Raw genomic sequence first — 22,781 nt, forward strand, 5'->3', positions numbered from 1 at the left:
CTAATAAATACAAAAATGACAAAATTAACAATTGCACAATTATTAAAAGAAACAAAGCTACAGCAAGTAGAAGCAAAAGGTTGGGTTCGTACCTTTAGAGCTAAAAGATTTATCGCCTTAAATGATGGTTCTACTCTTAATAATATTCAATGTGTTGTTGATTTCGAAAATACAGATGAAGACACTTTAAAACGTATTACAACAGGTGCTGCTGTCCATATTAAAGGAGAACTAGTAGAAAGCCAAGGTAAAGGACAGAGCGTTGAAATTGTTGTCTCTTCTATCGAAATTTTAGGTGATAGTGATCCTGAAACATATCCTATTCAACCTAAAAAACACTCATTTGAGTTTTTAAGAGAAAACGCACATTTACGTACACGTACAAATACTTTTAGTGCTGTTATGCGTTTACGTTCTGCATTATCTTTTGCAGTTCATAAATACTTCAACGACAATGGTTTTAACTATATGCACACACCTATTATTACAGGAAGTGATGCAGAAGGTGCAGGAGAAATGTTTAGAGTAAGTACTTTAGATCAAAAAAATCCACCATTAACAGAAGATGGATCAATAGACCACTCTAAAAACTTTTTTGGAAAAGACACAAACCTTACTGTTTCTGGTCAATTAGAAGCAGAAACTTACGCAATGTCTTTAGGTAAAGTATATACTTTCGGACCAACATTTAGAGCAGAAAACTCTAATACTTCTCGTCATTTATCTGAATTTTGGATGATTGAACCAGAGGTTGCATTCATGGATTTAGCTGGAAACATGGATTTAGCAGAAGATTTCATGAAGTCTGTTATCTCTTACGTTTTAGAACATAATGCTGAAGATTTAGAATTTCTAGATCAACGTCTATTTGATGAAGAAAAAACGAAGCCACAAGCAGAACGTAGTGAGTTACGTTTAATTGAAAAATTAAAATTTGTAACCGATAACAATTTTAAACGTGTTAGTTATACTGAAGCAATAGACATTCTAAAAAATTCTAAACCGAATAAAAAGAAAAAATTTAATTATATAATTGAAGAATGGGGAGCCGACTTACAATCTGAACACGAGCGTTTTCTTGTAGAAAAACACTTTAAATGCCCTGTGATTTTATTTGATTACCCAGCAAATATCAAGGCATTTTACATGCGTTTAAACGAAGATGGTAAAACAGTTCGTGCTATGGATATTCTTTTTCCAGGTATTGGAGAAATGGTTGGAGGTTCTCAACGTGAAGAACGCTTAGATGTTTTGAAAGAGAAAATGGCAGTTTTAGATATTTCTGAAGAAGAATTATGGTGGTACCTAGACCTACGTAAGTATGGAACTGCGGTACACTCTGGTTTTGGTTTAGGTTTCGAACGTTTAGTTATGTTTGCAACTGGAATGAGTAATATTAGAGATGTAATACCTTATCCTAGAACACCACAAAATGCTGAATTTTAAAAAGCATACCACATAAATAATTATTAAAACAATCTACTAATATCCATATTGTAGATTGTTTTTTTTATTTTTATACTTATACCAAATTAATATTATGCTTAAACAATACTTACAGTTCAAATTATCGCAGAAATTGTCTCCGCAACAAATTCAATTAATGAAATTGATACAATTGCCTACGCAAGCTTTTGAGCAACGTTTAAAGCAAGAATTAGAAGAAAATCCTGCTCTTGATACTGGAAAAGAAGACAAAGAGAACGAGTATGAGGATATGGATAATTCTCAAGATGAGTATGATGACAATGAGAAAATTGAGGCTGAAGATATTAATGTAGACGATTATTTAAGCGATGATGAAATTCCAGATTACAGAACAAGCGTAAATAATTATAGTGCAGATGATGATGAAAAAAGTATTCCTTATGCTTCTGGAACGTCTTTTACACAACATCTAAAAACGCAATTAAACACATATCGTTTAAACGATGAAGAACGTGACATCGCAGAATTTTTAGTTGGAAGTGTTGATGAAAGTGGTTATATCCGCCGAGAATTAAGTGATATAATGGACGATTTAGCATTTACGCAAAATGTATATACAACCGAAGAAAAAATTGAACATGTGCTTAAAATAGTACATCAATTAGATCCTGCCGGTGTTGGAGCTAGAGATTTACAAGAATGTTTAAGTATTCAGCTTAAAAGAAAAGAACAATCACCAGATGTAGCATTAGCATTAAATATTATAAACAATGCTTTCGAAAGGTTTACAAAAAAACACTATAAAAAATTAATGTCTAAGTTCGATATTAGTGAAGAACAGCTTAAAGATGCTATTCATGAAATAGAACGCCTAAACCCCAAACCTGGAGGCAGTTATTCTGGTAACACTAGAATGATAGAGCATGTAATTCCAGATTTTGCAATCAAAATTGTAAATGGTGAATTGGAGTTGACCTTAAATGGAAGAAATGCTCCAGAACTGCATGTATCTAGAGAGTATAACAATATGCTTAAAGGCTACAAAGAATCTAAAGAAAAGTCTAAATCACAAAAAGATGCAGTCATGTTTATTAAGCAAAAACTTGATGCTGCAAAATGGTTTATTGAAGCTATAAAGCAGCGTCAGCAAACTTTATTTGTTACTATGAGTTCTATTATGCATTATCAAAAAGAGTACTTCTTAACGGGTGATGAGCGTAATTTAAGACCTATGATTCTAAAAGACATTGCAGACGAAATTGAAATGGATGTTTCTACCGTATCACGTGTTGCTAATAGTAAATATGTAGATACACCTTACGGAACTAAATTGATTAAGGAATTCTTCTCTGAGTCTATGACTAACGATCAAGGTGAAGAAGTGTCGACTAGAGAAATTAAAAAAATTCTAGAAACAGTTATAGAAGAAGAAAACAAAAAGAAACCTTTAACAGACGAAGCTTTAGCTAAAATTTTAAAAGAAAAAGGTTATCCAATTGCAAGAAGAACAGTCGCTAAGTATCGTGAGCAGTTAGACATCTCTGTAGCACGATTAAGAAAGGAATTATAACATCAAATTTTAGATTAATAATTAATGCATTGGCTACTTAAAAGCATATCCTTTATTTTTCATCCTATAATAATGCCATTATTAGGTGTTATTTTTTATTTCTCAAAATCACCTAGATATATTCCTCTAGAGGTTATGAAAGCGAAAATTATATCGCTAACTATACTTACAATTATATTACCAATACTGCTATATTTTTTACTAAAAACAATAGGCAAAACAGATTCCATATATCTTAAAACCACAAAAGAGCGTATAATTCCATTATCATTAAACATTATTATATGTATTTTGATAATACTACGCGTGTTACCTTCATATCAAATAATAGAATTATATTTTTTCTTTATTGGTATTCTAATATCAACTATTATTTGCCTAGTACTAGCTATTTTAAACTTTAAAGCTAGTATCCATATGATTGGTATTTCAGGAGTATTAATGTTCGCAATCGCTATATCCATACACTTTGGAAAAAACCTAAACGGTTCTTTAGCACTATTCTGTTTAATAGCAGGAGCAATTGCAACTTCAAGATTGCACTTGAAAGCGCATACTAATGTGGAGTTAATTTTCGGTTTTTTTATTGGGTTATTTCCCCAATTATCAATCTTAAGCTACTGGTTATAAAATATAAAACATAAGACCAACCTTAATGGCATTGGCATCTATAACCTTAGCATCTATTGTAGAAGAACTATTAAAAATAGGGTTTAAAGCATAGTACAAATAAAAATTCCAAGTATTATAACCTGCTCCTAATGTTAGCCCATATTGTAAGTTGTTAAAGGCACTATTATTTTTAAGACTAATATTTTCTGGAGAACCTTCAAACTTGGTACTATTCGCAAATATGTAACCTAATTTAAAGCCTGAATAGATACGCCAAAACTTATAATCTGTTGCTGTGGAAGTACGCCATCTATATTCTATTGGCATCTCAACCATGTAGGTTGTAAACTTGTTTTTAGTATAAGTAACTTCTGTTTCATCTATAATTTGAAATAATGTATCACCATTAGAATCCTCATAGATTTGCATATTTTGATTGAAAGAATTAAAAGACAAACCTAAACCTAAACCAATAGCCTTATTTCGTTTTTTATTAATTGGCATGTCTTTAGTATACCCAAAATGAAAACCTCCAGAAAAACCACTCTGAGATAATCCAGAAGGCTTTTTACCTATAAGATTGTACGTTAACCCAAAATAAAACTGATCTTCTTTATATAATGAATCAATTTCTTGAGTGTTGATATTTAATTCTTCTTGAGAAAAAGAGTAAAAGGTAATAAGACAAAGAGAAAAGAAAAGTATTATAGATTTCATTTGATTTTAATTTTTGTGCCTTATAGCTACAAGCCTAACGCTATTCTAAATTACTTTTTACAAATAATTTATTTGCAATTATTCTATTTACAATATACTAAAATAGGAAGATTTAAAACAAATAAAAGGCGTTTTGAAATTTCAAAACGCCTTTTTATAAAATTAAGAATATATGCTACTAATTATCAAGTGCATCACCTTTTTTGGTAGTGTAATTAATTTTAAGTGCATTAGTTTTACGTAATTCTTGCTTAACATCTGTAAGCACACCCATTTTTGCATCTCTATCTACTTTAAGAGAAACAGTAAGTGTTGGCACTAACTCTTCTGCTAATGCAGCACGTTCTGCAGCAATAAATGCTTGAACCTGTTCAACACTTTGCAACTTATCGTTTAATTGTATTCTATCTTCAGTACCATAAGTATCTATATAATTTGGACTTGGTTTTCCAATATAAATATAACTTATAGGCTTCTTTTTATCTAATTTCTCAATCTGATTTGCTTTTGGTAAACTATTTTGGATTATTAAATTATCCTCTTTAATTACTGTAGCAACCATAAAGAAAAACAGAAGCATAAATACAATATCTGGTAAAGATGCTGTTGAAATTGGAGGTAAACCTCCATCTTTTTTCTTTTTAAATTTAGACATAGTGTTTATGTTAATTTGTTAATCTCTTTTTGCCTCAGCTTCAGAGAATTTTTGAGGTACTATTGCTTTAATTGCTTCTAGCTTCTCTTTTAAGTTTTCTCTTACTTTTGGCTCTGTTGAAGGATCTTGATACATTTCTGTAGCTTGAACAAAATCCATTTCTAAATTTGGATAGTCCTTCTTAAACTCACGGTTTCTAATATCGTTGTAAGCTGCTAAAATTTCATTTTGCACAGCTATGTACGTTTTATAATCTGTAAGTCTATCGTTAGCTAAAGAAATAACTGCCTTGTCTAAGTTATCAGAAGAGGCTTTATCACCTTCTCCTTTACATCTTTTACAAACGTCTTTTCCTTCTCCTCCTCCATTATCAAGAAATTTCACAGCTTGAGCTCTTAATTCATTAAGCGGTACAAGTTCTGAATCTCCTCCAGAAGTTAACAATATCTCATTTTTACTATTTAAAGTTAAAGCGAAAATGTTTTTTTCTTTAATAATAACAGGTACATCTGTTGGCGGCTCCCATGGTGGTAACTTTCTACTTAATCCAGAATCTGTTGCGATGTCTGTTGTTACTAGAAAGAATATAAGTAATAAGAAGGCAATGTCAGCCATAGAGCCTGCATTAACTTCTGGTGCTGATCTTTTTGCCATAATTATTTAATTAATTTTTTAACTCCTGAGAATACCATTGATGCAATTGCAACAACACTTAATATATAAAAAGCAATTAAACCACCTCCTACAAATCTTGATTCTCCTTCTGTTGCCATAACTCCATCGTAAGCATATACTTTACCTACTAAAGGATCTCCTCCTGAAAGACCATATCCTATTATTAGCACTAAAGCAAAAGCACCAACACCTATTAAAGTGTTTTTAATGTTTCCGCTACCACCAAATAAATTAGTGATTACAAAGAAAACTACTAATGCTAATGTTAAAGCTAATATTATATAAGCTATCCAAGCCATTGGTTCTAATAAAGAAGTATCTCCTGCAGCTGCAAGACCTTTTACTTCTTCTTCACCTTTTGCGATAATACGGAAAAGTGAAATTATACCAACTAAACTTAATAGAGCTACAACTATTTTTAAAATCTTATGCATAATCTTATGTTTTTAAATTTTAGTTAATAGCTTATTTTTTATATTTCGATAACATATCCATTAAAGTGATAGAAGAATCTTCCATGTCATTTACAATACTGTCAATTTTTGCTACAATATAGTTGTAGAAAACTTGTAATATAATTGCTACAATAAGACCAAATACAGTTGTTAATAAGGCTACTTTAATACCACCTGCTACTAACGTTGCATCCATTCCACCTGCAGACTGAATTTTATCAAAGGCTTGAATCATACCAATTACCGTACCCATGAACCCTAACATTGGAGCTAATGCGATAAATAATGATATCCAAGATACATTTTTCTCTAATTGTCCCATTTGAACTCCACCGTAAGCTACAACAGCTTTTTCAGCAGATTCTAAGCTATCGTCAGCTCTATCTAAACCTTGATAGAAAATAGATGCTACAGGACCTTTTGTGTTTCTACATACTTCTTTTGCTGCTTCAATACCACCTGATTGTAGTGCGTCTTCAACATTTTGAGTTAATTTTTTTGTGTTTGTAGAAGAAAGGTTTAAAAAGATAATTCTTTCAATAGCAATTGCTAATCCAAGAATTAAACAAAGTAATACAATTCCCATAAAACCAGGTCCACCTTCAATAAAACGTTTTTTAAGTTCTTGGTGGAACGTTAATTCTTCTGCTACATCATCTGCTGCTGCATCTTGTGTAGTCGCAATAGTCGTAGCAATTGTTGCTGCGCTCGTAGTTGCATTAGCTGTGCCAAATGCCATTAAAAATACTATGGCTAGGATAGAAAATAATCTTTTCATGTTTTTGATCTTAATTTTATTAATTAGTTAAAGTGTTAAAGATATAAAAAAAAAGGAAGTAAATATAAAAATATTAATAGAGCTTGTAGAAAATTCTTACTCAAGCCCTAAATGTATTTTAATAATTTCCGATTTCAAATTAAATGAAAAAAAAGTTAAGTCTCAAATTTTAAATGATAATTTTAAGCCATTTCTCCTCTTAATGCAGTTTCATATATGGTTTTAAACAAGTTAGGTGTAATATTTTCTCCTAACAAATACATGAGTTTACTAACCGCTGCCTCGGTTGTGATGTCTTTTCCTGAAATTAAACCTATTTTTTTTAGTTTTTCACTAGTTTCATACTGTCCCATCATGACACTTCCGCCAGAACATTGTGTAATATTGATAATATGTATGCCTTTTTTAATGGTTTCTTTTAATAATAAAATGAACCAATCTTCGGTTGTACAATTTCCGGCACCATAAGTTTCGATAATAACACCTTTTAGGTTTGGCGTATTAAATATACAGCGCAACAATTGTTCCGAAATGCCCGGAAACAACTTTATTAACGCTATATTTTTATCTAAATTTTTATGAACCAACAGTTTTTTTCTTTCATTGGGTTTAAATAACGCATCGTTATTTACCTTTAAATGTACGCCAGACTCTGCTAAATCAGGATAGTTTAAACTTGCAAAGGCTTCAAAATGCTCTGCGTTTATTTTTGTAGTTCTATTTGCTCTATATAATTTATATTCAAAATACAAGCACACCTCTTTAATTATAGGTTTACTATAATGTTGCAAAGAAGCAACTTGTATAGAAGTAATTAAATTCTCTTTGGCATCTGTACGCAAATCTCCAATTGGTAATTGAGAACCTGTAAACACTACTGGTTTTGCTAAATGTTCTAACATAAAACTTAAAGCAGACGCAGTATAACTCATTGTATCGCTACCGTGTAATACCACAAAACCATCAAATGTGTCGTAATTCTCTTCAATAACCTCAGCAATCTCAACCCAATATTTGGGCTCCATGTTACTAGAATCTATTGGTTCTATAAAAGAAAACGTTTCTATATTACAATCTAAAAGCTTTAGTTCTGGAATACGAACCAATAAATTATCGAAATCAAACGCACGTAATGCTCCTGTTTCGGGATCTTTTATCATACCAATAGTTCCACCGGTATATATAAGGAGTATGTTCGGAATTGTTTTTGTCATTTATTCGCTTTTAACTAACAGTATTTAGCTTTTGGTTACACGCCAAAAATGGCTTTAGAATTCTCTGTTGTAATATCGGCAATTTTTTCTTCAGAAATATTATAGATTTCCGAAAGCTTCTCCACGACCTTTAATATATAAGTACTTTCATTTCGCTTTCCGCGGAAAGGTTTTGGTGCTAAATAAGGAGAATCGGTTTCTAAAACAATATGTTTTAAATCGATTTCATTTAAAAACTGATCTATTTTACCATACTTAAATGTCGCTACACCACCAATACCCAATTTCATATTATAAGAAATAGCTTGATGGGCGTGCTCTAAAGTTCCTGTAAAACAATGAAAAATCCCGTAAAGATCATCACTCTTTTCTTCTTCTAATATTTCAAAAATTTCATCGAACGCTTCACGGCAATGTATTACAATTGGTAATTTATGTTGTTTTGCTAACTGTATTTGATATCTAAAAGCTTCTTGTTGTATTGCCAACGTACTTTTATCCCAATACAAATCGATACCAATTTCGCCAACGGCATAAAACTTATGGCTATCTAACATTTCTACAACATGTGCCAATTCCTCTTTATAGTTCTCCTTTACATGTGTTGGGTGTAAACCCATCATTAAAAAAATATTTTCAGGATAGTCTTTTTCTAATTGCAACATAGATGCTGTGTATGTAGAATCTATTGCAGGAATAAACAATCTTGAAACATTTGCTTCTATAGTACGCTGCATTACCTCCGCTCTATCTTCATCGAAAGCCTCACTATATAAGTGTGTATGTGTATCTGTAATAATCATGCGGTAAAAATAAAAAAGTCATCGGTTTAATGATGACTTTTTATGATTCTATTTTCTATAAAGTTCTGATAAATAAATTTAACCCTAACTAAAAATTATAATTTAGAGCTTACTCTAATTTATCTAACAACTTTTGAGCCTCTTTATAGTCGTCTGCTTCTTCAGAGATTTGTTTTAAAAGCACAATAGTAGCATCAATATTTTTTTGCTTCAACCTACTTAATGCCGAATACCACAATGCCCTGTCTTTATATGCAGATTCTCCTGCAATAATTTTATTTAATTGGGAGTCCGCTACCTTATAATTATCCAATTCTATATTAGTAATAGCATAATACAATTGTAATTCGCTGTTTTCAGGATCTTTTTCAAGCACATTTTTTAATAACACATTTGCTTTTTCATAGTCCTTATTATTAAAGGCTTTTGTAGCAGCTATTAAATCTTTTACGCTACCTCTAACAATTGTCATTGGTTCGTGTGCGTTATAATCTGAATACGTGGGATTAGAAAACTGATTAAAAGCAAAAACACCTAAAAAGATAACCACACTTGCAGCCATTGCCAGCTTTGCAAATCTAAACACTTTTGAAGGTTGTGGCTTAGTTGCTACTGCTTTCGCTTTATTAAAATGATTAGTAGATATACTTTCTAAGTTCTTTTTAAAGTCATTTGTTTCAGCTTCATTTCTAATGCTATTTTGCAAATAAATAGTAGCGTCTAAAAACACTCTAAAACTTTGCGCAAATGCTTCGTCACTATCACGTCTGTTTTCAAAAGCTAGGCTTTCTTCCGCAGATAATTCATTATTTATATAACTATCGAATAAAATGTAATCCTGATCTTCCATATCAATTAAAAATTAAGTTGATTAAATTTTGGCGACTCTTGAACCAACTTTGTTAATTGCCCAATGCATAACGATTTCTTTTTTCGAGCATAAGCATAAGTTACACCTAAACTTTTAGCAACATCTTCCATAGATTTTATTTTAAAAGTTGCTTTTATTAAATCTTTACACGCTGTACCCATTTTTTGGAACATCTCGTTAAACAAAGCTTGTTTTTCTCCAAATAGCGAGGTTTCAAAGGCTAGTTCTTGTGCATCGTCATCTATAGATAAAACTTCTTCGTTAATTGTTACCTCTTTATTTTTATTTTTTTTGAGTGCGTTTAACCACTTACGTTTACAAAGCAAAAAGAAATAAGCATCAAAAGGACACGTAAGTTTCAAGTCTTGTTCTTTTGCTTGATTATATATAGTAACAATAGTTTCTTGTATAATGTCTTGCGCTTTATCTGCATCGCCACTATTCTGTTTTATATAATTAACCACTTTAGGCACGAACTTATCGTAAATAGCTTGTATAATAAAAGAGTTATTATTTAATAATCCTTCTATATACTTTTGATCTTCATGAATTTTCTTCCCACTCATAAGTCCTTGTTTTTCGGTTAGTTTCCTACGAATTTAAAAAAACTTTAGAAAAGAGAGGTAACAATTTTTAAATGGTTTTGATATAAGGTTGTAAAAGGCAAAACGCCAATAACTTTATAACAAAACATTAAGCTATAAACATTTAGAAATTATGAAAAATTCAATTTTAATTATCGCGACAGTAGTATTAAGCTTTTTAAATTTAAATGCTACAACCTTAAAAACGAACCCAAACACTGCAACAAGTGTAGATATTACAAAAGATGAAATAGTACAAATTTTTGATTGGACTGTTAAAACAACAACTGGTGAATTTGCAGGAACAGCCTCTACTTTATTCGACGCCAAAAGAATATCAAACATGTTAGGACAAGGCACGATAGTACTTGAGCAAAAAATCACCAACTATTATGTATTAAAAAGTGAAATGCATTCTAAAACTAATAGAGCTTATTTCTGGGAAGTAAAGAGCGAATACGGTTATGCTAAAGGATATAGCTCTAATGAGTTTTCTGCTAAAAAGATGATGCATTTAGTAGTAAAAGGAGATATCGTTTCTTACAAAATTATAGAGAGTAAAAACAAATAAAAAGCAGAATAGACACAAGAAGCTCTTGATGTATTATCGATATTAGATTACTACCTATAAAAGACCAGGAAATAATTTTTTTTCTGGTCTTTGTTTTACATTAAAAAGTATAGAATTAAAACAAGCTATTTGACTTATATAAAACCTAATTTACAGTTAATTAACTCAAAACAGCAAGTAATATAATGTACTTAAGAAATTAACAGATTTTCAATTAACTTTGAAATTACAGTTTTTGTATCTTTAAATTCTTAACCAACCAACGCTATTATGAAAAATCTAATAACACTTTTCATTATTCTTTTTATCTCTCAAAAGGCAATAAGTCAAGAAAACCAAGTAGTAGATACAACTAGAAGAGTTGCTAATATTACATATAAAAAGAACGGTAGCGAAGTTACCTTTACACCAGAAACACCTCCATTAACTCAAATAGCAGGAGCTCCAACAGCATTTTACAAACACTTTTGGGAGCTAGGAGATGGTGATTACAGCAACGAAAAAGCACCTACAAAACAATATAAAAAAGAAGGCGAATACGAAGTTAAATATTGGGCAACCAATGTTTACGACAATGGAAAACCACCAACATCAAGGCCTAAAAAAATTAAAGTTGACGATGCTAATGATTCTGCAGAAGCTTCTAATACTATGGCAGACGATCTTACGCTCTTGCGTAACAGAGAACCTATGCCCGAAGAAGAAATGGTTGTAGTTATGAGTTATAAAAATTATAAAGACTACGCTACTAGCGGAACGCTTCATCTTTATTTTAATGAACAAAAGTATAAAGCCGATAATTTTGAATTAGCAGATACCAGACTTTATAATAACGAAAGACAAATAGATAGTGAAGACTTTGTTTTTACACACGAAGTTAACGATGAGCGTAGTTTTTACGCTTCGTCTAAAAACGAAATAAATTTACTTCGTGCACATTTTCAAGACTCTACAGAAAAGGAAGATCTTGAGCTTACACTTATGGAAACTAAAGCAACATATAAAAAATCAAGCACCATTGCTTTTGAGAATATGAAACCTAACGAAGAACGTAACATCTTCTACACTTTTAAAACAACACCAGAAATGTTGAAGGATACAAGTGCCATAATTTCGGTTAGAAGTATTTATATTCCAGATAACAATTACAAAACTCACAAAGTAAAAGACATGGAAATGGAGATTGTAACCTCTCACGATCCTAATAAAATGTCATCAAATTCTACCTTTTTAAATTATAGATTGGTTCGTTTTAAAAGACCAAAATTTAAAATTCGATTCCAAAACAATGGCGAAGGTCCGGCAAGCACTATTCGTTTGGAAACAGATGTTCCAGATATGTTCAATAAATCTACCATTCAAGTCGAAGACATGTATCCAAAGGTGAAAATCTGTCCAAAAACTGAAGTCAATTACAGTTGCCTAGACACTACCTATACCGATAAGCAAGCCATTTTCACTTTCAAAAACATCTATCTTCCTGGAAGCGAACAAAAAAATGTAAAGGATTACGATTCTACTCAAGGTTTTGTAAAATACAGTTTAAACTTTAGCAAAGATTTTCATAAACAAAAAACGAAATCAAGAACCGCTATTATTTTCGACAAAAACGAACCTATAATTACCAATTATTCTACAACTCGTTTTTTACCAGGCATCTCAATTGGAGCAAAAACAGGGTACAATGCGTTTAGTGATCTTGAAGATTCTAAAAGTTATTTTGTAGGCGCTACTATTTCACCTTATAAATCTTACAAGTGGTATTGGCAGGTTGAGTTATTAAACAGTTTTCATGAATATAACGACAACACTACGGTTACTGTCGAAGATATTGACTCACCTACTTTTATTGGCATACAGCGTACCACTAAAAAAACTAGTTACAATAATGTAGATTGGGAATTACCTGTTTTAGCACGATACAACGTAAATAATTATATTGGTTTAGGAGCCGGATTACAAGGCATGATTTCGTTAAGTGAAAAGAATACCGAGAGCACAACTATAGAGCGAGCAGAAAGCATAAATGGAGTCGAAATTGGTCCCTACACTCAAATTAGTGAGACCGCTAACAGCACAACAAATTCTTTTAACAACTTTAGAACTGGTTTTCTAGTAGAAGCCACTGCAGGTTTTGCGAGAATTGGCCCTAGTGTTGGAGCACGCTATGTTATCAGTTTTAAAGAAAACTATAATTACATGCAATTTTATGCTATCTGGAAATTCTGATGCTAAGCCTCTTTTGGAAACTCACTCATTTGAAAATTATTATAATTAATTATGAAAAACCACTTACTCATTCTCTGTTTTCTTTGCTTCGGAAGTGTGTTTTCGCAAACCTTAGAAAATAGAATCTATGAGGCTACAGACGCTTTTAATCTTACTAAATCTACTGAAGCATTAACTACATTAAACAATAGTATTACATCTTTTGAAGCACAATTGTCTACAACAGACGATTACTTGGCATTTGTAAACCTACTCCTAAATAAAGCACATTACTTAAAAGCGAATAACAATAATACAAAAGCGATTAATAGCTACGAAAAAGCGTTTCTGCTTTATAATAATAAAGTTGCATCTGTTTATAAATACAATATTGTCGATTATTGTTTAATTCCATTAGGTGTGCTTTATAACGAAATTGGAGATCATACAGCTGCCGAAAACATTATAAAAACCTACATCTCATTAGCCGAAAAAAACAAAAACAATACACAACGTGTTGCAGGAGCTATAAATTTATCGCGTTTGTACCAAACCATTGGAAGGCATCAATTAGCTATTGATATTGCAAATTATGGCCTCAATATAAAACAAGCTAGTACGCTGCAAAAAAACAAGTTAAAACTTATAAAATCGAGAAGTGAAGCAAGGCTAAATAAAAAAGCAAAATTCATAAATAACGGTGACATTGTGCTTAACTTTAAAACACAATCTATAGAAGCTTTAGAATTGGCTTACGAAATAGCTATTCAAAAAAAAGATTATGTATTAGCTTTAAAAATATTTAAAAACTTAAAAGGGCTCAAAACGAATGTACTGTCATCAGCAAATAGTTTGTCTAAAATTTATATTGAAGAAGCACAACTCTACTTACTACTTAAGCAACCCGAGGACACTAAAAAAAGTTTGAAATCTGCTTTAAAATTATTGATTCCTAATTATAGTTCTAAGGCAATGCCTTTAGAAACTGACTTATATCCAGAGAATGCTTTTATTGGGATTTTCGATTTATTTGCTGAAATACAAACCAATCCTAAAAAAGCAATTGAGTATTACAATTTAAGTTTTTATGTAAGTGATTTGCTCACTGAAAACATTACATCTCAAGAAGGGAAACTTATAGCACTAAACGAAAAACGCAAGCGAAGCGAAGAAAGTTTAAACCTATTATATTATCTACAAAATAACAGTGATGACACTAAATACACATTAGAAGCATTACAACTCTGCGAACGCTATAAAGCTTCGGTTTTAAAAGAAACTATTAGTAAAAAAAACTTATTAAAGGAACATCCAAAAGATTCACTTTTAATAACACAACAAAAGCTTTTAAATAATCAAGGACAGATTATTAATAAACTAACAAGGGCTCCTTTTACTAATTTTACTGAAGACCAAAAACTAGAACTTAGAGAACAATTATCTTCAATAAATATTGAATTAAAAGACTTAAAAAGCATCATTAATAAAAAGTACACTACTAAGTCAAAAGCCTCTTTAGATATATTAAAACTTAATACTAAATTAATAAAAGACCAATCTACATTGGTAAATTACTTTTATGGTAAAAATGCGCTTTATCAAATTATTGTTTCAGATAAAGCAACAGCTTTTAATAAGATTCTTTTAAATGATGTAAATACTAAAGCTATTAAAACCTTTATAAAGTATTTTGATAATCCTTCTGCTATAAACAACAATATCTCTAAATATACTGCAGATGCGCATTCACTTTACAAACTATTAAAATTAAATGAAGTAAAAGACAAAAAGAACCTCATTATTATTCCAGATGGCTTTTTAAATTTCATTCCTTTTGATGCCCTTTTAACTACAAAAACTGAAAGTAAGACTTTCGGAAACATGCCGTTTTTTGTAAAATTTCATACAGCAGTTTTTAACTCTAACATTTCATTATATATAAAGGACAATTCTACTAAAGTAAAACATAGTGTTTTAGGTGTATTTCCTGTTTTCAAAAATACTTCTCAAGAATTAATTTACTCAATAGACGAAGCCAAAAATATTAAAAAAAAAATAGAGAGTACATTATTAATGCGTGATCAAGCCACTAAAAGTAACTTTCTAAAACAAGCCAACGAATACTCTATTCTTCATATATCCACACATGGAACAAGTGGTGATTTTTTTGAGCCTGCACAAATAGCTTTTATAGACCAACCAATATCTACTACCGAGCTATATGGGCTAAATTTAAATCCAGAATTGGTAGTTTTAAGCGCTTGCGAAACAGGTGTTGGCGAAATAAAACGTGGAGAAGGCGTTTTAAGTATTGCAAGAGGTTTCCAATATGCTGGAGCAAAAAGAATATTGTATTCGCTTTGGCAAATTAGTGATTTATCGACATCGCAAATAATGACTTCCTTTTACAAAAAATTGTACAATAGTAAATCTATAAGTTATGCGAATCAACAATCGAAGTTAGATTACATCAATAATGAAGATATAAAAAACTTAAAAAAATCACCATATTATTGGAGCGCCTTTACACTTTACGGAAGTTTTGATAAAGTTAATGAAACTAATAATTTATGGCTAATTATTGGACTGTCACTTGTAATTATAGTACTTTTACTGTGGTTATTTAAACGGAAAAATGGAAAATAAGCTCTGGGATCATTTACTTCAAGAAGGATACAAAAAAATAAAACTAAGACTCACACAAACTAATCATTTTGAAGTAAGAGCTAGTATTAATGGTGTAAAAGGACTTTTTATTTTAGACACAGGAGCATCTAATAGTTGTATTGGTTTTGAAGATGTCGATTTTTTTAACCTAAAAGCCAAAGCTTCAAACATAAAAGCTGCAGGAGCAGGAGCAACAGATATGCTAACTCAAACAGCATCTAAAAACACTATTAAAATTGGTAGTTGGAAAAACTTAAACCTTACCTTAGTCCTATTCGATTTAACACATGTAAATACAGCCTTAACAATGCATAATGCAAAACCTGTAAATGGTATTATTGGTGCTGATGTATTAAAAAAAGGAAAAGCAATTATAGATTATAACAAGAAATACCTTTACTTAAAATCGCTATAGTGCAATAATTTTATTACATTTATTAAGCTATGCCTTTCACATAAAAACTCCCTTAAAATATGAGTACCTCCATTGTTATTGCAGACGACCATCCATTAATGCTTCGCGGCTTAAGTGATTTTTTATCCTCTAAAGGATACAACATTTTAGGAAAAGCAGAAGATGGACAGGCGGCATACAATCTCATTATTAAACACAAACCAGATATTGCTGTTCTAGACATAAGAATGCCTTATTTAACAGGCTTAGATGTTGCCGAACAATGTCAAAAATACGAGCTAGACACGAAAGTAATTTTAATTACTTTCGATAATGAAGAGGCTCTTTTCGATAAAGCGAGAGCATTTAATGTATATGGTTATATATTAAAAGAATTTGCTATTGAAGAAATTGAAATATGTATTGGTCATGTTGAAAAAAACGAAAAGTATTTTAGTGAAGAAATAGCCTCTTATTTAAACTCTAAAATAAAATACTCTAATGCACACATTAAAGATTTACTAACCAAAACAGAATTGAAAGTTGTTAAGCTGCTATCGAAAAACAAATCTAATCAAGAAATTTCCGATACGCTACAGAGTTCTATAAGAACAATAGAAAAACACAGAAGCAATATTGTAAAGAAATTAAAACTTCAAAAGTCTCATAATGCACTTATGCTTTGGGCTAATTTGAATAAAGATTTATTCTAGTTTTATTTCTTAAAATTAGATTTTTAGCGTTTTGAGATAATAATAAAATGCTTTTTAAAATTACTTTTTTTACACAAAAAACCCAACTAACCAACAATAACAAAGCTCACGAAGGATTATTAGCTAAATTTTAAATCCGAAAAAATACGTAGTTCTACGTATTTTTTTTACCGTTTATTCGAAGTATATTTATAATGCTATTAATCAATGACTATAAGAGAAACCAAAGCTCTACATTATAACTAATGTAGAGCTTCTCTTTTTTTAGCTGGTTGTTTTTTGACTAAAACTAATCAATATCTTATCTTATTTCAATCCTTTCTTTTTTTCTGAAACAAGTCAATAATTAATAAAACTAGCGTTTTTAAATTAAAGAATAAATTACAGTGTAACTTCAAAAAACATAAGAAATAACGCTAACCAGTATATAAAAAAGGGGTCTACAGTGTTTTACACATTTAATTAAATCTCATAAAAATACGTAGTTCTACGTATTTTTTAAATCAAATATTCACATTATCTTTATAATGCTATTAATCAATTACTTTAAGGGTAATTTAAGCTCTACATTACAACCTAATGTAGAGCTTTTCTTTTTTTAGTAAATAAACATTAGTGGTATCCTATATTACTTCAATTGGTTATTCTCTATAAAACGAGTTGTAAAGCTATTGATCTTAAGTTTTTTTACTTAACAATAAAACCCGGTAAATATTAAAACTAAAAAAACACGTAGTTATACGTGTTTTAAATAGGTTATTGAAACTATCTTTATAATGCTATTAATCATCTATCATTAAGGAAAAACCAAAGCTCTACATTATTACTTAATTTAGAGCTTCTCTTTTTAAACACTCTTAGTTTGTTAATAGTTACTTTCTACCAAGCTATTACATTTTCTATCTATTCTTTACTATTAATTTTAAAAAACAAAATTGAAATATATTGAAAACTAGCGTTTTTAAGTCTAATTAAAAAAGTAGAAATCAAAGTAAAAACCAAACACAAAACAAGCAAACAAGTAGTAAAACATAACAGTTCGAGCGTTTATTTTCTTTTTAAAAACTTAAAAAAAATACGTAGTTCTACGTATTTTTTTTAACGTTAATACAAGCTATCTTTATAAAGCTATTAATTGATTTTTAAGGGAAGAAATTAATTAAAAAAAGCTCTGTACTGTAAAAGGTACAGAGTTTTTAATTAATCCAAAAACAACCTCAAACCTATGGAAGAATTAGATGACACAAAAAACAACAAGCTAATTTTTGGAATTATTACTATTGCAATAATTCTAATTTGCTTTAACATTATTACTGTATTCGTGCATTAACACACTAAACTCTTAAACACAAAAAGCTCCTCTATTAGAGGAGCTTTTTGTGTTTATAAACTATTTATATATTAAAGCTCTAAAGCTTTCTTAATATCATTGTTCATTAATAACTCTACTGGGTTTTCTAGGGCTTCTTTAACAGCAACTAAGAAACCAACACTTTCTTTACCATCGATAATTCTATGGTCGTAAGATAAAGCAACATACATCATAGGATGAATAACAACTTGTCCATCAACCGCAATTGGTCTTTCTATAATGTTATGCATTCCTAAAATACCACTTTGTGGTGGGTTAATAATTGGCGTAGATAACATACTACCAAAAACACCTCCATTAGTAATAGTAAATGTTCCTCCTGTCATTTCATCTACAGTAATCTGTCCATCTCTTGCTCTAAGTGCTAAACGTTTTACTTCAGATTCTACACCTCTAAATGTTAAGCTTTCTGCATTTCTAATTACCGGAACCATTAAACCTTTTGGTCCAGAAACTGCAATACTAATATCTACAAAATCGAAAGTTTTCATTTCCTTACCGTCAATCATAGAATTAACCGCTGGATACATTTGTAATGCACGAACTACTGCTAAAGAGAAGAAAGACATAAATCCTAAACCAACACCATGCTTTGCTTTAAACGTTTCCTTATATTCTTTTCTAAGTGCAAAAATTGGAGACATATCTACTTCGTTAAAAGTAGTTAACATTGCTGTTGTGTTTTTAGCTTCAACTAAACGTTCTGCTACTTTACGACGTAGCATAGACATTTTAGAATTTGAAGAGCTACGGTTTCCACCTGTTGGCGTTCCCATAGAAGGCACTGCATTTACAGCATCGTCTTTAGTTACACGACCATCTTTTCCTGATCCAGAAATAGTACTTGCATCCATACCTTTTTCTGCTAAAATCTTTTTTGCTGCAGGACTTGCTGTACCTGTTGCATATGTTTTAGCTTCTGTAGCTTTTGGAGTTTCTACTGCTGCTTTTGGTGCTTCTGCTTTAGTTTCTACTTTTGGTGCATCAGAAGATCCTTCTGGTTTTGCAGCACTTGTATCTATTAAACAAACAATTGCTCCAACTGCCACAGCATCACCTTCTTCAGCTTTTAGCGTTATTGTTCCGCTAGCTTCTGCAGGTAGCTCTAAAGTAGCTTTATCACTATCTACTTCTGCGATAGCTTGATCTTTTTCTACATAATCACCATCTTGAACTAACCATTCTGCTATTTCAACTTCTGTAATAGATTCGCCTGGCGAAGGTACTTTCATTTCTAAAATCATCGTAATGTAATTTTGTTATAATGTCTTGTTTACTATTGTATTATTTTGAAGAATACATTTGTAATCCACTAATTTTATTATTGTTATCTAAAAGAAAAAAGGCTTCTCCTACTCCATTCTCGAAAGTTACTTTATAGTTATGCCCTGTTCTTATTATTTCTTTTAATTCTACTGCTTTAATATTACCTAAAGCTTCTGCATTAATGTTTGTTTTAAAGAATGTTTTCGTCTTTTCTAATGTCAATGTTTTTTGAAAGTTGGCACTAAACATATTGTAAACACTCTCGAAATCTCCATTATTATAATTGGTTTGAAAATCTGAAATTACTGTTTTATAATTCGCCTCTTCAGTTTGGGCAAAACCCAAAGAGAAACTTAATACTGCAACTATAATTAATAAAATTCTTTTCATGATATTATATTTAAATGGTTTAACGCTGATTGTTTTTTGTTTTATCAAATACGTAATCAATAACTTCTTGATGACGCTTTTTAGATCTAACAGAACTTCCTGCAGATGGTGCTCCATAAGCACGCCTTGATGCTACTCTAAATGTTTTAGCTTCATCAAAATGCATTAACATATGTGCATAAGCTCCCATATTTCTTGGTTCTTCTTGAGCCCAAACAATATCTTCTGCTTTATTATATTTCTTTAATGCTTCACGCATTTTCTCTGCCGGTAATGGGAATAATTGCTCTACTCTTACAATAGCAATATCATCACGTTTTAAAGTTTCACGTGTTTCATCTAAATCGTAATAGAACTTTCCTGTTACAAAAATTAATGTTTTAACCTTATCAACCTTTGCTTCTACATCATCAATTACTGTTTGGAAACTTCCGTTAACAAAAGACTCTACAGTCGATACTGCTTTTGGGTGACGTAATAAACTTTTAGGAGTAAATACTATTAAAGGTTTTCTAAAATTTGCTTTCATTTGCCTTCTTAACAAATGAAACATGTTTTCTGGAGTTGTACAATCTGCAACAAACATATTGTCTTTTGCACATAATTGCAAGTAACGCTCCATTCTAGCCGATGAATGTTCTGCGCCTTGGTTTTCGTAACCATGAGGCAATAACATTACTAATCCGTTTTGTGTTTTCCACTTATCTTCTCCTGCAGAAATATACTGATCTAACATTATTTGGGCACCGTTACTAAAATCTCCAAATTGTGCTTCCCAAATAGTTAGTGTTTTAGGGCTCGCCATAGCATAACCATAATCGAAACCTACAACACCGTATTCTGATAATAATGAATTGTAAATATGAAATTGACCTTGCGTATCGCTTATGTTATTATGTAAGATAATTTCTTCTTCACTATCCTCTACCTTAACAACTGCATGTCTGTGAGAGAATGTACCACGCTCTACATCTTGACCAGAAATTCTAACATTGTAACCTTCTGTTAAAAGTGATCCGTAGGCTAAATGTTCTGCCATTGCCCAGTCTAATTGATTATCGTCGAACATCGTTTGACGAGACTCTATTAGTCTTTCTATTTTACGAATAAACTTTTTATCTTTTGGTAAGTTTGATATAACCTTAGTTATATCTTCTAAGTTCTTTTTAGAGACTTTGGTGTCTATATCTTTCATCATCTCTACTTCGTCAACACGTGTAAAATCTTTCCACGTAGACTCCATAAATGGTGTGATTACTGTTTTATCTTCTTTTCTTGAAGCGTCTAATTTCTCTTCAAGAGTATCTTTATATGCTTTTTCTAATTGCTTAACATGGTCTTTTCCTATTACACCTTGAGCAATTAATTTTTCGGCATAGATATTTCTAGGGTTTGCGTGCTTAGAAATTGCCTTGTACAATTTAGGTTGTGTAAAACGTGGCTCATCTCCTTCGTTATGACCATATTTTCTATAACCTAACATATCTATAAATACATCACGCTTAAAATTCATTCTAAAATCTAAAGCAAATAATGTAGCGTGTACTACTGCTTCTGCATCGTCTGCATTAACATGTAATACAGGAGATAATGTTACTTTACCAACATCTGTACAATACGTACTCGATCTAGCATCTAAGTAATTTGTAGTAAAACCTACTTGGTTATTTACTACTATATGTATGGTACCATTAGTTTTATAACCATCTAATTGTGCCATTTGAACCAATTCGTAAACCAAACCTTGACCAGCTATTGCTGCATCTCCATGGACTACTATTGGTAAAACTTTACTAAAGTCGTCTTTATAAAATTCATCTTGTTTTGCTCTTACAATACCTTCTACAACTGCTCCAACAGTTTCTAAGTGAGATGGATTTGGTGCAATACTTAATCTTATTTCTTTACCAGAATCTGATTTTCTTTTGCTTGTCCATCCTAAATGGTATTTTACATCACCATCAAACACTTTTTCTTCGTAATCTTTACCGTCAAATTCGCTAAAGATATCTTTTGCCGATTTTCCAAAGATGTTTGTAAGTGTGCTTAAACGACCTCTATGTGCCATTCCCATTATAAACTCTTCTACACCTAATTCTGCTGCTTTTTCAATGACAGCATCTAAAGCTGGAATTAAAGCCTCACCTCCTTCAAGAGAAAAACGCTTTTGCCCAACATATTTAGTATGTAAGAAACTCTCGAAAGACACTGCTTCGTTAAGTTTTTTAAGAATATGCTTTTTTTGATCTGAAGAAAATGCGGGTTGATTATCGTTAATATTCAACCTCTTTTGTATCCATTGGATTTCTTCAGGTTTTCTAATATACATGTATTCTACACCTATAGAATCGCAATAAATGCTTTCAAGATGATTTATGATTTCTTGAAGCGACTGTGCTCCAATGCCCAAAATCTCACCTGCACTAAAAACAGTTGACAAATCGGATTGTGATAAACCAAAATTTTCGATCTCTAAAGTTGGTGCATATTTTCTACGTGCACGTACAGGATTCGTTTTTGTAAACAAATGCCCTCTATTTCTGTAGCCATCTATTAATTTGACTACCTGAAACTCTTTTTGAACATGTTCTGGAATTTGTGTAGAAACTCCTTCTACAATGTCTCCATCCATGCCATAACTCTCACTACCAAAGTCGTAGCCTTGAAAAAAGGCTCTCCAACTTGGCTCAACAGAGTCCGGGTTTACTTGGTATTGTTCGTATAAATCAGCAAAGTATGCTGTATGTGCTGCGTTTAAAAAGGAATATTTATCCATTATTAAGTATAAGACGTGTTCGCTTCAACAAATTTTATCAAAAATACAACTTTCTCTAAAAA

At 31.1% G+C, this 22,781-nt stretch carries 20 protein-coding genes; 8 read left to right on the forward strand and 12 right to left on the reverse strand.

Going from position 1 to position 22,781, the window contains the following annotated elements; all coding sequences use genetic code 11:
* Window positions 1–15 precede the first annotated feature (15 nt).
* From asnS to Q0935_RS03625, 3 genes are all read left to right on the forward strand, one after another.
* Complete coding sequence (gene asnS / locus Q0935_RS03615; protein ID WP_299249555.1) at window positions 16–1,446, forward strand: asparagine--tRNA ligase; 1,431 nt, start codon at window positions 16–18, stop codon at window positions 1,444–1,446.
* Between the two features lie 94 nt (window positions 1,447–1,540).
* Window positions 1,541–2,998 carry an RNA polymerase factor sigma-54 gene (gene rpoN / locus Q0935_RS03620; RefSeq protein ID WP_299382487.1) on the forward strand — a complete coding sequence of 486 codons (1,458 nt, stop codon included), beginning with the start codon at window positions 1,541–1,543 and terminating at the stop codon, window positions 2,996–2,998.
* Window positions 2,999–3,022: 24 nt separating this feature from the next.
* Complete coding sequence (locus tag Q0935_RS03625; protein ID WP_299382489.1) at window positions 3,023–3,628, forward strand: hypothetical protein; 606 nt, start codon at window positions 3,023–3,025, stop codon at window positions 3,626–3,628.
* On the opposite strand, the gene Q0935_RS03630 is transcribed toward Q0935_RS03625, so the two are convergent.
* From Q0935_RS03630 to Q0935_RS03670, 9 genes are all read right to left on the reverse strand, one after another.
* Window positions 3,623–4,327, reverse strand: a complete 705-nt coding sequence (locus tag Q0935_RS03630) for a porin family protein (protein WP_299382491.1) — start codon at window positions 4,325–4,327, stop codon at window positions 3,623–3,625. The genes Q0935_RS03625 and Q0935_RS03630 overlap by 6 nt on opposite strands.
* Before the next feature lie 178 nt (window positions 4,328–4,505).
* A complete protein-coding gene (locus Q0935_RS03635; RefSeq protein WP_055435965.1) occupies window positions 4,506–4,982 on the reverse strand; it encodes a biopolymer transporter ExbD in 477 nt (158 codons plus the stop codon).
* An 18-nt stretch (window positions 4,983–5,000) separates the two neighbouring features.
* A complete protein-coding gene (locus Q0935_RS03640) occupies window positions 5,001–5,636 on the reverse strand; it encodes a biopolymer transporter ExbD (protein WP_299249531.1) in 636 nt (211 codons plus the stop codon).
* A 2-nt stretch (window positions 5,637–5,638) separates the two neighbouring features.
* The gene (locus Q0935_RS03645) at window positions 5,639–6,091 is read right to left on the reverse strand and encodes a hypothetical protein (RefSeq protein ID WP_299249528.1); all 453 of its coding nucleotides are present in this window, start codon (window positions 6,089–6,091) and stop codon (window positions 5,639–5,641) included.
* A gap of 31 nt (window positions 6,092–6,122) precedes the next feature.
* Window positions 6,123–6,890 carry a MotA/TolQ/ExbB proton channel family protein gene (locus tag Q0935_RS03650; RefSeq protein ID WP_299249526.1) on the reverse strand — a complete coding sequence of 256 codons (768 nt, stop codon included), beginning with the start codon at window positions 6,888–6,890 and terminating at the stop codon, window positions 6,123–6,125.
* A gap of 182 nt (window positions 6,891–7,072) precedes the next feature.
* The gene (locus tag Q0935_RS03655) at window positions 7,073–8,104 is read right to left on the reverse strand and encodes an asparaginase (protein WP_299382494.1); all 1,032 of its coding nucleotides are present in this window, start codon (window positions 8,102–8,104) and stop codon (window positions 7,073–7,075) included.
* A gap of 35 nt (window positions 8,105–8,139) precedes the next feature.
* Window positions 8,140–8,907 carry a TatD family hydrolase gene (locus Q0935_RS03660; RefSeq protein ID WP_299382496.1) on the reverse strand — a complete coding sequence of 256 codons (768 nt, stop codon included), beginning with the start codon at window positions 8,905–8,907 and terminating at the stop codon, window positions 8,140–8,142.
* A 109-nt stretch (window positions 8,908–9,016) separates the two neighbouring features.
* Window positions 9,017–9,757 carry a tol-pal system YbgF family protein gene (locus tag Q0935_RS03665; protein WP_299382499.1) on the reverse strand — a complete coding sequence of 247 codons (741 nt, stop codon included), beginning with the start codon at window positions 9,755–9,757 and terminating at the stop codon, window positions 9,017–9,019.
* A 5-nt stretch (window positions 9,758–9,762) separates the two neighbouring features.
* A complete protein-coding gene (locus Q0935_RS03670) occupies window positions 9,763–10,344 on the reverse strand; it encodes a sigma-70 family RNA polymerase sigma factor (protein ID WP_299382501.1) in 582 nt (193 codons plus the stop codon).
* Between the two features lie 151 nt (window positions 10,345–10,495).
* Here Q0935_RS03670 and Q0935_RS03675 point away from each other — a divergent pair, with 151 nt between their 5' ends.
* The 5 genes from Q0935_RS03675 to Q0935_RS03695 all read left to right on the forward strand — a co-directional run bounded on the left by Q0935_RS03675 (window position 10,496) and on the right by Q0935_RS03695 (window position 16,915).
* Window positions 10,496–10,933 (forward strand): hypothetical protein, encoded by a 438-nt coding sequence (locus tag Q0935_RS03675; RefSeq protein WP_299382503.1) that lies wholly within the window; start codon window positions 10,496–10,498, stop codon window positions 10,931–10,933.
* 270 nt (window positions 10,934–11,203) lie between these two features.
* Window positions 11,204–13,162 (forward strand): PKD domain-containing protein, encoded by a 1,959-nt coding sequence (locus Q0935_RS03680; protein ID WP_299382505.1) that lies wholly within the window; start codon window positions 11,204–11,206, stop codon window positions 13,160–13,162.
* Window positions 13,163–13,213: 51 nt separating this feature from the next.
* Complete coding sequence (locus Q0935_RS03685) at window positions 13,214–15,787, forward strand: CHAT domain-containing protein (RefSeq protein ID WP_299382508.1); 2,574 nt, start codon at window positions 13,214–13,216, stop codon at window positions 15,785–15,787.
* Window positions 15,777–16,223: an aspartyl protease family protein gene (locus Q0935_RS03690; protein WP_299382510.1), complete on the forward strand. Its 447-nt coding sequence runs from the start codon at window positions 15,777–15,779 to the stop codon at window positions 16,221–16,223. Before Q0935_RS03685 ends, Q0935_RS03690 begins: the two co-directional genes overlap by 11 nt.
* Before the next feature lie 59 nt (window positions 16,224–16,282).
* Window positions 16,283–16,915: a response regulator transcription factor gene (locus Q0935_RS03695; protein WP_299249500.1), complete on the forward strand. Its 633-nt coding sequence runs from the start codon at window positions 16,283–16,285 to the stop codon at window positions 16,913–16,915.
* Window positions 16,916–18,316: 1,401 nt separating this feature from the next.
* On the opposite strand, the gene odhB is transcribed toward Q0935_RS03695, so the two are convergent.
* The 3 genes from odhB to Q0935_RS03710 are packed head-to-tail and all read right to left on the reverse strand — an operon-like array spanning window position 18,317 to window position 22,719.
* Window positions 18,317–19,531: a 2-oxoglutarate dehydrogenase complex dihydrolipoyllysine-residue succinyltransferase gene (gene odhB / locus Q0935_RS03700; protein WP_299382512.1), complete on the reverse strand. Its 1,215-nt coding sequence runs from the start codon at window positions 19,529–19,531 to the stop codon at window positions 18,317–18,319.
* Window positions 19,532–19,571: 40 nt separating this feature from the next.
* Window positions 19,572–19,943: a DUF3887 domain-containing protein gene (locus Q0935_RS03705; RefSeq protein ID WP_299249494.1), complete on the reverse strand. Its 372-nt coding sequence runs from the start codon at window positions 19,941–19,943 to the stop codon at window positions 19,572–19,574.
* Between the two features lie 19 nt (window positions 19,944–19,962).
* Complete coding sequence (locus Q0935_RS03710; RefSeq protein WP_299249491.1) at window positions 19,963–22,719, reverse strand: 2-oxoglutarate dehydrogenase E1 component; 2,757 nt, start codon at window positions 22,717–22,719, stop codon at window positions 19,963–19,965.
* Between the last annotated feature and the right edge of the window lie 62 nt (window positions 22,720–22,781).

This window comes from uncultured Lacinutrix sp., assembly GCF_947500605.1.
Taxonomy (GTDB): domain Bacteria; phylum Bacteroidota; class Bacteroidia; order Flavobacteriales; family Flavobacteriaceae; genus Lacinutrix.

Coding starts and splice junctions, on each gene's coding strand:
- Q0935_RS03680 (WP_299382505.1), top strand. CDS start 11,204: ATGAAAAATCTAATAACACTTTTCATTATTCTTTTTATCTCTCAAAAG.
- Q0935_RS03665 (WP_299382499.1), bottom strand. CDS start 9,757: ATGGAAGATCAGGATTACATTTTATTCGATAGTTATATAAATAATGAA.
- rpoN (WP_299382487.1), top strand. CDS start 1,541: ATGCTTAAACAATACTTACAGTTCAAATTATCGCAGAAATTGTCTCCG.
- Q0935_RS03645 (WP_299249528.1), bottom strand. CDS start 6,091: ATGCATAAGATTTTAAAAATAGTTGTAGCTCTATTAAGTTTAGTTGGT.
- Q0935_RS03705 (WP_299249494.1), bottom strand. CDS start 19,943: ATGAAAAGAATTTTATTAATTATAGTTGCAGTATTAAGTTTCTCTTTG.
- Q0935_RS03655 (WP_299382494.1), bottom strand. CDS start 8,104: ATGACAAAAACAATTCCGAACATACTCCTTATATATACCGGTGGAACT.
- Q0935_RS03670 (WP_299382501.1), bottom strand. CDS start 10,344: ATGAGTGGGAAGAAAATTCATGAAGATCAAAAGTATATAGAAGGATTA.
- Q0935_RS03630 (WP_299382491.1), bottom strand. CDS start 4,327: ATGAAATCTATAATACTTTTCTTTTCTCTTTGTCTTATTACCTTTTAC.
- Q0935_RS03660 (WP_299382496.1), bottom strand. CDS start 8,907: ATGATTATTACAGATACACATACACACTTATATAGTGAGGCTTTCGAT.
- odhB (WP_299382512.1), bottom strand. CDS start 19,531: ATGATTTTAGAAATGAAAGTACCTTCGCCAGGCGAATCTATTACAGAA.
- Q0935_RS03695 (WP_299249500.1), top strand. CDS start 16,283: ATGAGTACCTCCATTGTTATTGCAGACGACCATCCATTAATGCTTCGC.
- Q0935_RS03625 (WP_299382489.1), top strand. CDS start 3,023: ATGCATTGGCTACTTAAAAGCATATCCTTTATTTTTCATCCTATAATA.
- Q0935_RS03640 (WP_299249531.1), bottom strand. CDS start 5,636: ATGGCAAAAAGATCAGCACCAGAAGTTAATGCAGGCTCTATGGCTGAC.
- Q0935_RS03635 (WP_055435965.1), bottom strand. CDS start 4,982: ATGTCTAAATTTAAAAAGAAAAAAGATGGAGGTTTACCTCCAATTTCA.
- Q0935_RS03685 (WP_299382508.1), top strand. CDS start 13,214: ATGAAAAACCACTTACTCATTCTCTGTTTTCTTTGCTTCGGAAGTGTG.
- asnS (WP_299249555.1), top strand. CDS start 16: ATGACAAAATTAACAATTGCACAATTATTAAAAGAAACAAAGCTACAG.
- Q0935_RS03675 (WP_299382503.1), top strand. CDS start 10,496: ATGAAAAATTCAATTTTAATTATCGCGACAGTAGTATTAAGCTTTTTA.
- Q0935_RS03710 (WP_299249491.1), bottom strand. CDS start 22,719: ATGGATAAATATTCCTTTTTAAACGCAGCACATACAGCATACTTTGCT.
- Q0935_RS03690 (WP_299382510.1), top strand. CDS start 15,777: ATGGAAAATAAGCTCTGGGATCATTTACTTCAAGAAGGATACAAAAAA.
- Q0935_RS03650 (WP_299249526.1), bottom strand. CDS start 6,890: ATGAAAAGATTATTTTCTATCCTAGCCATAGTATTTTTAATGGCATTT.